This window comes from Amaricoccus sp. W119, from assembly GCF_047275745.1.
Lineage (GTDB): Bacteria > Pseudomonadota > Alphaproteobacteria > Rhodobacterales > Rhodobacteraceae > Amaricoccus.
In genome coordinates this window covers 25779-38942 of record NZ_JBKQWU010000011.1, presented here as the reverse complement: position 1 = coordinate 38942, position 13164 = coordinate 25779, and the positions used below count along the sequence as shown (strand labels likewise).

General features: G+C 68.0%; 13 protein-coding genes and 1 riboswitch. Of the genes, 7 read left to right on the top strand and 6 right to left on the bottom strand.

Annotated elements, in window-relative coordinates; translation table 11 throughout:
• Positions 1–41: 41 nt before the first annotated feature.
• Positions 42–500: an Lrp/AsnC family transcriptional regulator gene (locus tag ACLJK8_RS08585; RefSeq protein ID WP_413149760.1), complete on the bottom strand. Its 459-nt coding sequence runs from the start codon at positions 498–500 to the stop codon at positions 42–44.
• Entirely contained in the window at positions 500–961 is a 462-nt protein-coding gene (locus ACLJK8_RS08580; protein ID WP_413149758.1) for an Lrp/AsnC family transcriptional regulator, read from the bottom strand. The genes ACLJK8_RS08585 and ACLJK8_RS08580 overlap by 1 nt, the downstream gene beginning before the upstream one ends.
• A 110-nt stretch (positions 962–1071) precedes the next feature.
• On the opposite strand from ACLJK8_RS08580, the gene ilvC reads away from it, so the two are divergent.
• The gene (gene ilvC / locus ACLJK8_RS08575) at positions 1072–2115 is read left to right on the top strand and encodes a ketol-acid reductoisomerase (protein WP_413149833.1); all 1044 of its coding nucleotides are present in this window, start codon (positions 1072–1074) and stop codon (positions 2113–2115) included.
• Positions 2116–2212: 97 nt separating this feature from the next.
• Here the strand turns inward: ilvC and ACLJK8_RS08570 are convergent, their stop codons facing one another.
• The gene (locus ACLJK8_RS08570; protein WP_413149756.1) at positions 2213–2869 is read right to left on the bottom strand and encodes a pyrimidine 5'-nucleotidase; all 657 of its coding nucleotides are present in this window, start codon (positions 2867–2869) and stop codon (positions 2213–2215) included.
• Between the two features lie 101 nt (positions 2870–2970).
• Here ACLJK8_RS08570 and ACLJK8_RS08565 point away from each other — a divergent pair, with 101 nt between their 5' ends.
• Complete coding sequence (locus tag ACLJK8_RS08565; protein ID WP_413149755.1) at positions 2971–3609, top strand: GntR family transcriptional regulator; 639 nt, start codon at positions 2971–2973, stop codon at positions 3607–3609.
• Between the two features lie 16 nt (positions 3610–3625).
• On the opposite strand, the gene ACLJK8_RS08560 is transcribed toward ACLJK8_RS08565, so the two are convergent.
• Positions 3626–5608 carry a glycosyltransferase gene (locus ACLJK8_RS08560; protein WP_413149754.1) on the bottom strand — a complete coding sequence of 661 codons (1983 nt, stop codon included), beginning with the start codon at positions 5606–5608 and terminating at the stop codon, positions 3626–3628.
• Between the two features lie 128 nt (positions 5609–5736).
• Entirely contained in the window at positions 5737–6924 is a 1188-nt protein-coding gene (carA, locus tag ACLJK8_RS08555; RefSeq protein ID WP_413149753.1) for a glutamine-hydrolyzing carbamoyl-phosphate synthase small subunit, read from the bottom strand.
• 189 nt (positions 6925–7113) lie between these two features.
• Here carA and ACLJK8_RS08550 point away from each other — a divergent pair, with 189 nt between their 5' ends.
• Both ACLJK8_RS08550 and ACLJK8_RS08545 read left to right on the top strand, forming a co-directional pair.
• On the top strand, positions 7114–7581 hold the full coding sequence (locus tag ACLJK8_RS08550; protein ID WP_413149752.1) for a GatB/YqeY domain-containing protein: 468 nt from the start codon (positions 7114–7116) through the stop codon (positions 7579–7581).
• A gap of 237 nt (positions 7582–7818) precedes the next feature.
• The gene (locus tag ACLJK8_RS08545) at positions 7819–8835 is read left to right on the top strand and encodes an aldose epimerase family protein (protein ID WP_413149751.1); all 1017 of its coding nucleotides are present in this window, start codon (positions 7819–7821) and stop codon (positions 8833–8835) included.
• A gap of 37 nt (positions 8836–8872) precedes the next feature.
• On the opposite strand, the gene ACLJK8_RS08540 is transcribed toward ACLJK8_RS08545, so the two are convergent.
• Positions 8873–10123 carry a D-amino acid dehydrogenase gene (locus ACLJK8_RS08540; RefSeq protein ID WP_413149750.1) on the bottom strand — a complete coding sequence of 417 codons (1251 nt, stop codon included), beginning with the start codon at positions 10121–10123 and terminating at the stop codon, positions 8873–8875.
• Positions 10124–10258: 135 nt separating this feature from the next.
• A riboswitch (glycine riboswitch) is annotated at positions 10259–10346 on the bottom strand.
• Positions 10347–10475: 129 nt separating this feature from the next.
• Here ACLJK8_RS08540 and ACLJK8_RS08535 point away from each other — a divergent pair.
• The 3 genes from ACLJK8_RS08535 (at position 10476) to ACLJK8_RS08525 (ending at position 13057) form a co-directional block, all read left to right on the top strand.
• Entirely contained in the window at positions 10476–11477 is a 1002-nt protein-coding gene (locus ACLJK8_RS08535) for a LacI family DNA-binding transcriptional regulator (protein ID WP_413149747.1), read from the top strand.
• 210 nt (positions 11478–11687) lie between these two features.
• On the top strand, positions 11688–12734 hold the full coding sequence (locus tag ACLJK8_RS08530; protein ID WP_413149746.1) for a sterol desaturase family protein: 1047 nt from the start codon (positions 11688–11690) through the stop codon (positions 12732–12734).
• Positions 12731–13057 (top strand): MocE family 2Fe-2S type ferredoxin, encoded by a 327-nt coding sequence (locus ACLJK8_RS08525; protein WP_413149745.1) that lies wholly within the window; start codon positions 12731–12733, stop codon positions 13055–13057. The genes ACLJK8_RS08530 and ACLJK8_RS08525 overlap by 4 nt, the downstream gene beginning before the upstream one ends.
• Positions 13058–13164 lie beyond the last annotated feature (107 nt).

Below are 13164 nucleotides of genomic sequence, written 5' to 3'. Positions count from 1 at the left end.
CCTCGCTTCGCGGTCGTGCGAAATGATCAGATCGGCGGGACTCAGATGGGGGGCGGCGCGTTCTTCTCCTCGCGCAGCATCACGTTCGATTCGACCTGTCCCACGCCCGGCAGGGTCATGATCCGGCGTCGCAGGATGCGCTCGAAATCGCTCAGGTCGCGCGCCACGACGCGCAGCCGGTAGTCGTAGACGCCGATCACCTGCTGGACCAGCTGCACCTCCGGGATCGCCTGGACCGCGCGTTCGAAGGCGTCGAGGTCGAGCCGGCCCTTCGCCGCGAGCTTCACGCCGAGAAAGACCACGACGCCGAAGCCGAGCTTCTCGCGGTCGAGGATCAGCCGGCGGCCCCGGATCACGCCCGTCTCCTCGAGCCGCCGGATGCGGCGCCAGGCGGCCGGCTGGCTGAGGCCGACGCGCGCGCCCGCCTCCTTGGCGCTGAGCGAGCCGTCGGCGAGGAGCACGCGGATGAGCGCGCGGTCGGTGTCGTCGATCTCCGCCATCAGACCGGCAACCTCTCACTCATCTTCAGCTCGGAGACCAGCATCAGCGCATCGATCTCGGCGATATGCGGGAGTGCGAGGATGCGGTCGCGGTAGATCTCCTGGTAATGCGCCAGATCGCGCGCCACCACGTCCATCCGCACATCGACCCGGCCGAGCAGCGTCTCGATCGCGACCACCTCGGGCAGCGCGCGGGCCGCGGCGAGGAAAGCGTCGAAGGCATTGCTCGCCGACTTGTCGAGCACGACCCTGAGGAAGACCCGGACCTCGTAGCCGAGCGCCCGGGGATCGATCTCGACCGCCCGGCCGAGGATGACGCCGGCCCGTTCCATCTTCTCGATCCGCCGCCAGCAGGCACCGGCGGAAACTCCCGCCCTGTCGGCGAGCTCCGCGACCGGCAGGCCCGCGTCTTCCTGCAGAATCCGCAGCAGGCGGCGGTCGAGATCATCAAGCCTCTGCATGAATATTCCGGATTTCTCGGATTTGGCGAATACAAGTTCGCGATTCATAGCGGATCTCGGCGAGATAGAAAACCGGCTGCGCGCGCGCCGCCTATGCTCGCCGCCACGACATCCGGAACGGGGAGCGCCAAATGCGCGTCTATTACGATCGCGACTGCGACATCAATCTGATCAAGGACAAGAAGGTCGGCATCGTCGGCTACGGCAGCCAGGGCCATGCCCATGCGCTGAACCTGCGCGATTCGGGCGCGAAGAACGTCGCGGTGGCGCTGCGCGAGGGCTCGCCCTCGGCTAAGAAGGCCGAGGCCGAGGGGCTGAAGGTCATGGGCATCGCCGAATGCGCCGCCTGGGCCGATGTGCTCATGATGACCATGCCCGACGAACTTCAGGCCGATACCTACAAGAAGTACATCCACGACAACCTGCGCGACGGCGCGGCGATCGCCTTCGCCCACGGCCTCAACGTGCATTTCGGCCTCATCGAGGCCAAGAAGACCGTCGATGTCATCATGATGGCGCCGAAGGGTCCGGGCCACACGGTGCGCGGCGAATTCACCAAGGGCGGCGGCGTCCCCTGCCTCGTCGCGGTCGAGAACGACGCCTCCGGCAACGCGCTCGAGATCGCCAAGAGCTACTGCTCGGCGATCGGCGGCGGCCGTTCGGGCATCATCGAGACCAATTTCCGCGAGGAATGCGAGACCGACCTCTTCGGCGAGCAGGCGGTGCTCTGCGGCGGTCTGGTCGAGCTCATCCGCATGGGGTTCGAGACGCTGGTCGAGGCGGGCTACGAGCCCGAGATGGCGTATTTCGAGTGCCTGCACGAGGTGAAGCTGATCGTCGACCTGATCTACGAGGGCGGCATCGCCAACATGAACTACTCGATCTCGAACACCGCCGAGTACGGCGAATACGTGTCGGGCCCGCGCATCCTGCCCTATGACGAGACCAAGGCGCGGATGAAGGCGGTTCTCCGCGACATCCAGACGGGCAAGTTCGTGCGCGACTTCATGCAGGAGAACGCGGTCGGCCAGCCCTCGTTCAAGGCGACCCGCCGACTCAACTACGAGCACCAGATCGAGCAGGTCGGCGAGAAGCTGCGCGGCATGATGCCGTGGATTTCCTCGGGCAAGATGGTGGACAAGTCCCGGAACTGACCGGCGCCGGAGCGGGGCGGGCGTTCGCATCCGTCCCGCGACAGCGGGTACATTTCCCGCCACGCGCAGGGCGGACTCTGGTCCTCCCGCCGCGGGTCTAGGCGAGGCTCTTCAGAAACCCCGCCAGATCGTCGGTCCGGTGGTGCACATGCGGTGCCATCTCAGCCGGGCCGACCAGAACGGTACGCATTCCGAGGCGGTGCGGCACCGCGAGGTTGCGGGGATCGTCCTCGAACATCGCCGCCCGGCGCGGTTCGACTCCGTCGAGCGCGAAGATCGCGGCGAAAGCCTCCTCGGCGGGCTTCGGCGTATGGCCCGCGTCCTCGATCCCGTAGAGCGCGTCGAAAGCCCCGTCGAGGCCGAGCGCCTTCGTCACGCGCCGGGCATGCTCGCGGGAGCCGTTGGTGTGGACGATCCGCCGCCCGGGAAGCGCCGCGATCGCATCGCGGAGCGCCGGGCTTTCGGCGACCATCGACAGATCGATGTCATGCACCTCGGCGAGATAGGGCGCGGGGTCGAGCGCGTGCTCGCGCATCAGACCCGCGAGCGTCGTGCCATGCTCGCGCCAGTAACTCGCCCGCAGCGTCGCCGCGCGCGCCCGGTCGATGTCGAGCACGCGCATGACATAGTCGATCATCCGCGCCTCGATCTGGTCGAAAAGACGGATCTCGCGCGGATAGAGCGTGTTGTCGAGATCGAAGACCCAGGTCCTGACGTGAGCGAACTCGACATGAGATAGGTGTTGGCGTGGCATGACGCGGGTTTTACCGGTCCGCGCCGTGATCGGCAATCGCGCGGCTCGCATTCGGCCGGGCGCGCGGATAGGCTCGGTCCGCTCAAGGCGGATGGATTTGCATGACAGGTCTGGTTCAGGGTCAGAAGGACGCGCTCTACATGATGCTGGAGGCGATCGACCAGGGCGAGTTCAAACCGGGCGACCGTCTGGTGGAGGCTGAACTCGCCGAGCGTTTCGGCGTATCGCGTACCCCGATCCGGGAGGCGCTGCAGCGGCTGGAGACGCAGGGCGTGCTCGCCCGCGACGGGCGCAGCCTCGTGGTGGCGAGCCTCAATCACGATCAGCTGGGCGAACTCTACGTCGTCCGCGCCGAGCTCGAAGGTCTCGCCGCGCGTCTCGCCGCGCAGCACGCGGCGCCGGAGGAGATCCGGGTGCTGTGGGAGATGGTGCGCAAGGATCGCGAGATCGTCGACCGCCCGGAGCAGCTCGCACGCGCCAACAAGCGCTTTCACCGCCAGATCCATCTCGCGAGCCACAACCGCTACCTGATCCAGCAACTCGACATGGTGCATCGCGCGATGGTGCTGATCGCGACCACCTCGCTCGCGGCGAAGGGGCGGGGGGAGAAGGCGCTGGAGGAGCACGAGAAGATCGTGATGGCGATCGAGGCGCGCGACGGCGAGGCGGCCGACCTCGCGCTGCGCCAGCACATCAGCCGCGCCTTCGAGACGCGGCTGAGGCTCGAAGCCGAGGGTTGAGCGGCGCGGCGGGCCGTCAGACGGGAGTTTCCGCCGTCTCGCCTCGTCCTGGCTCCCCTGGTTCCGGGATCTCGGAATGCCAGGTGGTCGCGTCCATAGTGCGCGCACCTCCGACGCCGTGCTCGGTCTTGTGCCAGAGGAAGGGCGCGTAGAAGAGCTCCGCGATTGCCCGATAGGCGGCGATCGCCCCGAGCGGCCAGTAGAGGCAGAGCGTCGGCACCCAGGCGAGAAGCCCGATCCTGCCGGCGTCGCGCGCCGCGATCAGCGCGATCACCAGCATCGTCGCCTGCCCGAGGATCATCGACACGAAGAAGGCGGTGCGAAGCGGCGCCGGGAAGCCCTGCCAGATCGGCGCGTCGAACCCGAAGGTCAGCGCGGCGAGCAGCCAGAAGAGCGGGATCGCGAGATACGAGGTCAGGGCGCCGAGAAACAGCACCTGAAAGCCGAAGAAGCCGCGGGGTCCGAGATCGCGCCAGAGCGCGGCGGGATCACGCATGTGGCTGGCCCAGGTCACGGCGTAGCCCTTGAGCCAGCGCGACCGCTGTCGGACCCAGGCGCGCGGCGTCAGGGTCGCTTCCTCCATCGTCGTCGTCGGCAGCATTTCGCAACGGTAGCCGAAGCGTGCGAGCCGCATCCCGAGATCGGCGTCCTCGGTGACATTATGCGCGTCCCAGCCGCCGATCATCGCGAGATGGGCGCGGCGGAAGAAGACCGTGGTGCCGCCGAGCGGAATCGGGATGCCGAGCCGCTGCACGCCGAGCAGGATGACGCGGAACCAGATCGCATATTCGAGCGTGAAGCAGCGCGCGAGCCAGCCGCTCTCGGTGTTGTAGATGTCGAGATAGCCCTGCAGGCAGGCGACCTCGGGCGGCGCCTCGGCGAAACGCGCGACCACGGCGCGGATCTGGCCGGGGTCGGGCCGGTCCTCCGCGTCGTAGACGCCGACGATATCCCCCCGGCAGAGCGGCAGGGCGTAGTTCATGGCTCGCGGCTTGGTGCGCATCGCATCCGCGGGCACCGAGACCACTTCCATCGTCGGGGGCAGCCGCGTCGCCTCGATCGCGGCGCGGGTCACGGTGTCGTGCTCCTCGAGCACCAGCTTGATGTCGAGAAGCGCCGGCGGGTAGTCGAGCGCGCCGAGCCCTGCGAGCAGGTCGCGTGCGACGCGCGCCTCCTTGTAGAGCGGCACGAGCAGCGAGACGCGGGGCAGTTTCCGGGCGTCGGCGGGCCGGCCCGTTCCGGGCGCCGGGGCGGGGGCGAGGACGGTCGGGCCGGATCTGAACCGCGCCAGAAGCGCCGTGAGCCGCAGTGCCATCGTCGCCGCGTTGGCGATCATCGCCCAGACGAGCAGCAGCCTCAGCACGACGAGCGGGGCGCAGAACGCGAGCGCCGCCGCCCCGCAGGCGGCGAGCCGGGACCACCAGCCCCGCGAGGCGCCGAGCCAGTCCCGGCAACTGAATTGTGGCGGACAGAGTTCGCGCGCGTCGTCGCGGAGCCGGTCCCGGAAGGTCGCCGTGATCGCGGCGCGGATCTGCGCCGGCGGGGCGAGGGCCACCTCCACACGGTCGGCGCCGCCGCCGAAGGCCACCGCCGCCGCGTCCCGCCGCCGGGGATCGCCGATCACGACCACCCGCCTTCCGCCGAGGTCGCGCCAGGGAATCGCCTCGAGCGCGATGCAGAGATAGGGGTCGAACCGCGCCACCAGCGCCGTATCCGGCGGCGCGGCATCGAGGTCCACCCGGCTCAGCCCGGATTGCCGCGCCAGCGCGACGCTCAGGTCCTCGGCGCTGATCGTGCCATCGGAGACCAGGATATGGCCGAGCGGCGCGTCCTGCGACCTCTGGAAGTCGAGCGCCCGTTCGAGCCGTCCCGCATCGAGCGCGCCCGCGCCGATCAGCACGTCACCGAGCCGTTCCGGCCGCGGCGCGGCGATCGCGTCCGGCGTGGCGGCCGGTCCCGTGGCGGGAGGGGGCGGGGCGAAGGGCAGAACTCTTGCCATGATCGAACTGGACTGACGCGGAGGGCGCCAGAGTGGCCGATCGCGCGTAAAGATCCGGCTAAGAGCGAGGTTTCGGGACGCCGACCACGCCGCGCGCGCCCCATCAGGGCCGCGTCACACCGCGGGGCTCATCGCATCGAGGCGACGAAACGCTCGAAGAGATAGAAGCTGTCCTGCGGCCCGGGGCTCGCTTCCGGATGGTGCTGCACCGAGAAGACGCGGCCGTCCGTCGTGGCGATCCCGCAGTTGGAGCCATCGAAGAGCGAGATATGGGTCTCGACGACGCCCTCCGGCAGCGTCTGGCCGTCGACGGTGAAGCCGTGGTTCATCGAGGTGATCTCGACCTTGCCGGTCGAAATCTCCTTCACCGGATGGTTCGCCCCGTGATGGCCGTGGTTCATCTTGATGGTCCGCGCGCCAAGCGCCAGCGCGAGCATCTGGTGGCCGAGGCAGATCCCGAAGACCGGGATGTCGGATTTCGCCAGAACTTCCTGGATCATCGGCACGGCATAGACGCCGGTCGCCGCCGGATCGCCCGGACCGTTCGAGAGAAAGAGGCCTTCCGGCTCGTGTTCGAGCACATCGGCCGCCGTCGCCGTCGCGGGCAGCACGGTCACGTCGCAGCCCGCCGAGGCGAGGCAGCGCAGGATGTTGCGCTTCGCACCATAGTCGATCGCGACCACCCGGCGGCCCGCCGCCTCGCGCCGCCTGTAGCCCTCGGGCCAGGCCCAGCGCATCTCGTCCCAACGGTAGCTCTGCGCGCAGGTCACCTCGCGCGCGAGGTCCATTCCGGTGAGACCGGGGAAGGCGCGGGCGCTCGCCACCAGCGCGTCGAGGTCGAATTCGCCGGCCGGGTCATGGGCGATCGTCACATGCGGCGCCCCCTGCAGCCGGATCGCCCGGGTGAGGCGGCGCGTGTCGATCCCGCCGACGCCGATCCGGCCCCGGCGCGCCAGCCAATCGGGCAGGTCGCCGGTCGCGCGCCAGTTCGACGGCTCGGTCGGGTCCCACTTGACCACCATGCCCGCCGCGACCGGCTCTCCGGTCTCGTCGTCGTCGATGTTGACGCCGACATTGCCGACATGGGGAAATGTGAAGGTCACGATCTGCCCGGCGTAGGAGGGGTCGGTCATGATCTCCTGATAACCGGTCATCGCGGTGTTGAAGCAGAGCTCCGCCACCGCCGTCCCGATCGCGCCGAAGCCCTTGCCGTAGAAGACCTGCCCGTCGGCGAGCACGATGCAGGCGGTCGCCCGCAGCGCGCTGTCGGGCGCGGCGGCCAGCGCCTGGTCGGAAGGGGCGGCACGTTCGGTCATGATCGAATCCTGGTCGGGGTCGCGCGCACCCTACGCCGCCGGCATTTCGGGGTCAACCCGATCCCGGGCCGAGGCAATCCGTTATAAATCAATAGGTTACGGGATTTCATGACGCTTGCGTCTCATCTCGCGAAGGAGTATGAGGGCTGTTTACGCGGCCCTGGGCCGTCAGAGACAGCAAGGTGTGGGATGCTTCGCACGAGGCTTTCAAGCGATCTCAAGGAGGCGATGAAGTCGAAGGACATGGTCCGTGTCTCGACGCTTCGCCTGATCTGCGCGGCGATCAAGGACCGCGACATCGACGCGCGCGCCGCCGAGTGCGAGGAGGCGGGCTGCGAGGGGGTGACGGAATCCGAGATCCGCGCCATCCTCACGCGCATGATCAAGCAGCGCCGCGACAGCGCCAGGAGCTACGAGGAGGGCGGACGACCCGAACTCGCGGCGCAGGAACGCGCCGAAATCGCGGTGATCCAGACCTATCTGCCGAAGCAGCTGAGCGAGGCCGAGGTCCAGCGCGCCGTCGCCAGCGCGATCGTGGAGACGGGGGCGAGCTCCGTCCGCGACATGGGCCGCGTGATGGCCCATCTCAAGGCGCGCCATACCGGCCAGATGGACTTCGCCAAGGCGGGTGCCTGCCTGAAGGAAGCCTTCCGCTGAGGCGGGCGGTGCCTTCGGCGGCCTGATCGTGATCGACGCGCCGGCGCTCCCGGGCGGGGCATTCGGGTGGCGCCTTCGCATCGCGCATCGTCCGCGCTCGCGGCGCTCCATGACGAGGCCGGCGGCCCTGATGCCCGGCACCCGGCGGCTCGCGGCGCGGGAACAGGCGGCGCGCGAAGGGGTTCGTGTTTCAACGAAACTGATCGAGAAGATCTCGCAGATCGGGAGGGCGGCGGCATGAGGAAGACGCGTTTCGGGGAACTCGACGGGCGAAGCGTGGACGCGGTCACGCTCGAATCGGCCGACGCGGCGGTGACGATCCTGAGCTTCGGCTGCGTCATGCGGGATTGGCGGGTGGATGGACCGAACGGCAGCCTGCCGATGGTGCTGGGCTTCCCGGATATGGAAAGCTACCTGACCGCATCGCGCTCGCACGGGGCGATCGTCGGACGGATCGCGAACCGCACGAAGGACGCGCGCTTCGATTTCGAGGGCCGGACCTGGGAGCTTACCCCGAACCACGGGCCACGGAAGCAGCACCACATCCACGGCGGCGAGACCGGTCTCGGCAGACGGAACTGGGCGATGGAGCCCGACAGCGCGGCGGAGGCGGTGACGCTGAGCTATGCGAGCCCGGACGGCGAGGAGGGCTATCCCGGCGCGGTCGATTTCACCGTGACCTACCGGCTCGACGGCCCGATGCTGACCTGCGAGATGCGCGGCCAGCCGGACCGGCCGACGCCGGTCAATCTCGCGAGCCACACCTATTACAACCTCGGCGGCGGCGGCGGCGTGCGCGACCACACCCTCTTCGTCGATGGCGGCGAGGTGACGCTTCTCGACGAGGAAAGCATTCCCACGGGCGAAATCGTCCCGGTCGACGGCACGCATTACGACTTCCGCGAACCGCGCGAGATCGAGGCGAGCGACCCCGACCGGAAGGGGATCGACATCAACTACGTGCTCCGCCCGGGCCGGGACCAGAGCACGCCGGCGGCCTGGGCGCGCTGCCCGCGCACGAACCTGCTGATCCGCGTCTTCAGCGACCAGCCGGGACTGCAGATCTTCAATGCGCCGACGATGACCGTCTCGGCGCCGGGGCATGGGGGAGAGGTCTACCGCCCCTACGCCGGCCTCTGTTTCGAGGCGCAGCACTTCCCCGATTCGATGCATCACCCGGACTGGCCGAGCATCGTCGTCACGCCCGAGGCACCCTATTTCCAGCGACTCTCGATGGAGATCGCGAAGGACTGACGCGCCGGGGCGCGCCGGTCCTCCGCGGGTCCGGGCCTTACGCCGCCGCCGAAGCCGGGGCTTGACCGCGGACGACGCGAGGCGCGAACTCGGCTGCGACGCTCTCCGCCACCAGCCGCGCCGTCGCAGCGGACAGCGTCCAGCCGAGATGGCCGTGGCCGGTGTTGTAGAAGACACCCTTCGCCTTGCCGCGGCCGACACGGGGCAGCATCGAGGGGGTCATCGGGCGCAGGCCCGCCCAGGGCACCACCTGCTCGGTGGAGACGCCGGGGAAATGCTTCTGGCACCATTCCACCAGCGGCTGGATCCGGTCGGCGCGGATGTCCTTGTTGGCGCCGTTGAATTCGGCGGTGCCGGCGATGCGGAAACGATCCGCACCGAAGCGGCTCGCCACGATCTTCGCCCGGTCGTCCAGCAGGCTGATCCAGGGCGCGGCGGCCTGGCTTTCCGCGTCCGGAAGCTGCACGGTGATCGAGTAGCCCTTCACCGGATAGATGTTCACCCGGTCGCCGAGCGCCTTCGCCAGGGACCGGCTGCGAACGCCGGCCGCGACGACGACGCCGTCGAAGGTCTCGCTCGTCAGCGGCGTCACCACGCGTACGCCGCCCTCGATCGTCGTCACGTCGTTCACTTCGGTTCCGAACCGCATGTCGGCCCCGCGACGCTCGCAGGCGCGAGACAGCCCGACGGTGAACTTGTGGATGTCGCCCGAGCTGTCGCTCTCGGTGACGAAGCCGCCCACGAAGTCGCCGTGCAGCGCCGGCTCGAGATCGCGCATCTCGCCGGGCGTCACCTCGCGGCGGTCGAGTCCGCCCTGCTTCAGCAGGCCGTTCACCATGCGCGCGTGCTTGAAGTCCTTCTCCTTGGAGTAGAAGTGCAGGATGCCGCGCCGTTCCAGGTCGAAGTCGATCCCCTCACGCTCGGCCATTTCGAAGAGCACGTTCCGCGCCGCGATGGCGAGCTTCACGGTCTCGACCGTGTTCGACTTGTAGGACGGGATGTTCGACAGGAACTCCATCATCCAGCGGATCTTGTGGATCGTCGGCGCCGGGTTCACGAGGAGCGGCGCGTCGGCCGAAAGCATCCACTTCAGCCCCTTCAGCACCGTGCCCCACTGGGTCCAGGTCTCGGCGTTGGAGGCGGAGAGCTGGCCGCCGTTGGCGAAGCTCGTCTCCATCGCGGCGTAGCGGTGGCGGTCGAAGACCGTCACCTCGAAACCGCGGTCGAGAAGTTCATAGGCGGTGGTGAGGCCGGTCACACCGGCACCGATGACAGCGATACGGGTCATGAGTCACACTCCAAGACTGCGGCGTCCTCGCCGCGGTGCCCCCTCCGTGCCTTGGACCTGAGAGTTTCACCTTCGGGTCTCGGACCCTCGGGTTTTCTCCTTCGGTGGGCCTTTCGGGCCGCTTTCCGGAGTGTTTCGCCAACGCCGGTCCTTGGACCTGAGAGTTTCCGGGGCGGTTGCTCCTTCGGCGGCGGGTCTCCCCGCCTTCTCCCGGCGTGACGTGATGTGAGATTGCTTATGCCCAAACTCGATGATTCGGGCAACGAAATTCTTCGACCTGTCCGATCCCGCTCCCTTTCCGTCACGGCGCCGCTCGGCTCTAATGGCGATCGGGGGAGCGGGAGCGAATATCTTGACCAGGCCGACCTTCAGCGACATCGCACGCCATGCCGGGGTGAGCACCGCGACGGTGGAGCGCGTGCTGAACGGCCGGGGCGGCGTCAGGCCCCCGACGGTCGAGAAGGTCGTCGCCGCGGCGCGCGCGCTCGACTATCCCCGGCGGCTGCCGGAGGTGCACCGGGGCCTTCTCAGGGTAGAGGTGCTGCTGGTGCGGCCGGAGACGGATTTCTACCACCGCCTCTCGCGCGCCTTCGAGCGGATCGCGGCGACGCTCGATCCGACGGTGCGCGTGCATCGGACCTTTCTGAAGGAGGCCGATCCCGAGAGCATCGCGAAGCGGATCGCCTCGCGGGAGCAGCGTCGCGCGGGCATGATCCTCGCCGTGCCCGACCATCCGAGCATCCGGGCGGCCGTCGCCGGTCTCCCTCCCGGCATGCCGATCGTGCATGTCGTGACGCGCGCGCACGAGAGGATCGGCGAACTCATCGCCATCGACAATTACGCGGCCGGGCGGAGCGCCGCGATGTTCATCGCCCGGATGGAGCGGCGGCCGGGAACGGTGATCGCGATCTCGCACCATATCTACGAGGTGCACCGGGCGCGGATGCGGGGCTTCGCCGACTACATGGCGGCGCATGCGCCGGAGGGGCTCGTGTTCCGCTGGATCGGCTTCTCGCATGACGACCGGCGGCTCGCGGGCGACCGGCTGTTCGAGGCCTTCAACCTCTGGCCGGATCTCGTCGGGCTCTACAACGCCGGGGGCGCCAATACCGGGCTCGTCGAGGCGCTGAGGCGGCATCCGCGCGGGCGCGAGCTTTTCGTCGTCGGGCATGAACTCAGCGAGGCGACGGAACCGGCGCTGCGCGAGGGATATGTCGACGTGGTGCTCGATCAGGCACCCGAGGCGCAGGCCCGCCGCGCGCTCGACCTCATGCTGCGTCGAATCGGGCTCCTCGACATGGAGCCGGACACGCGACCCATCCGTTTCGTGACGGTGACCGCCGAGAGCCTTTGATCAGATCTGATCAAGGGACTCGTGGATTCGCGGGGCTCGGACGCGTATCAATGGCTGGCAACGAAGACGGGAGGTGACGCCCCCCTGGGTTGTCCGGACGGCGAGGAGACTGGCCGGCGGAAACCTCGGATGGGAGCTCAACCGGCGGGGGATGATCCCGCGCCGGCGGCGGACGCCTAGTCTTCTCCACCCGGCGCGGAGGAGAACGCCATGGACGACCTGCAGTACGGAAAGAGAAACAAGCGCGGCGACTGGGCCCCGAACGAGCCGCTGACGCTCGCGCCGGTGTTCCAGCTGCCCTTCGACTTCAAGGCCTTCCTGAAGTGGATTCCGCACTACTTCTTCCCGTGGAACATCATCTTCGCGATCTCGGCGGTCGCCTACTGGGCCTGGATCATCCCCTCCGTCGAGACGATGCAGACGCTCTCCTTCGGCTGGGCCTTCTGGCTCTACGCGGTGAACGCGGTCCTGACCTTCCTCTTCTTCGGGGCCTTCGAGCTTCATCTCTACGTGCTGAAGCGGCAGGAGAACCGGTTCAAGTACAACGGGAAATTCCCCTCCGAGTCGAAGAACAGCGTCTTCTGGTTCCAGAGCCAGAACTTCGACAATATCCTGCGCACCTTCCTCTCGGGTGTGACGATCTGGACCGCGATCGAGGTGATCGTGCTCTGGGCCTTCGCCAACGGCTATGCCCCCTGGCTGAGCTTCGCCGATCATCCGGTCTATCTCGCCGCCCTCGCGCTCGCCGTGCCGATCATCCATGAGTTCCACTTCTTCTGCATCCACCGGCTGATCCACACGCCGTTCCTCTACAAGTGGGTGCATTCGGTTCACCACAACTCGATCAACCCGTCGCCCTGGTCCTCGCTCTCGATGCATCCGATCGAGCACCTGCTCTACTTCTCGACGATGTTCTACCACCTCATCATCCCGTCGAACCCGATCATCGCGCTCTACCAGCTGAACTACGCCGCCTTCGGCGCGATCCCGGGCCATGTCGGCTTCGACAAGGTGGAAGTCGGCGATGACAAGTCCTTCGACAGCCACGCCTATGCCCACTACCTGCACCACAAGTACTTCGAGGTGAACTACGGCGACGCCCTGATCCCGCTCGACAAGTGGTTCGGCACCTGGCACGACGGCTCCAAGGAAGGCGACGCGCGGATGCAGGAGCGGTTCCGGCAGCGCAAGGCGAAGATCGCCGAGGCCCAGGCCCGCAAGGCAGCCGCCAATCCGACCAAGGAGGCCGCGCAATGACCGTCGCCGCCATGACCTGGATCACCGCCTGTCAGCTCGACGATATCGAACAGGAAGGCGCCCTGCGCTTCGACCACGGCACCAAGACCTTCGCCCTCTACCGCGCCCCCGATGACAGTGTCTGGTGCACGGACGGCCTCTGCACCCACGAGGCGATCCACCTCGCCGACGGGTTGGTGATGGACTACGAGGTCGAATGCCCGAATCATTCCGGGGCCTTCGACTACCGCAGCGGGGAAGCGATCAGGCTTCCCGCCTGCAAGGATCTCCGGACCTACCCGGCCGAGGTGGTCGATGGCGAGGTCCGGATCCGGATCGGCTGACCGTCCGTCACCCGTCACCCACCATTCTAACCTCCACCTCCGGGCCCCGCGGGGCCCGGCTTTTTTTCGAAGCCCGCGATTGGCGGGCCCGATCTATGCCCGAACGT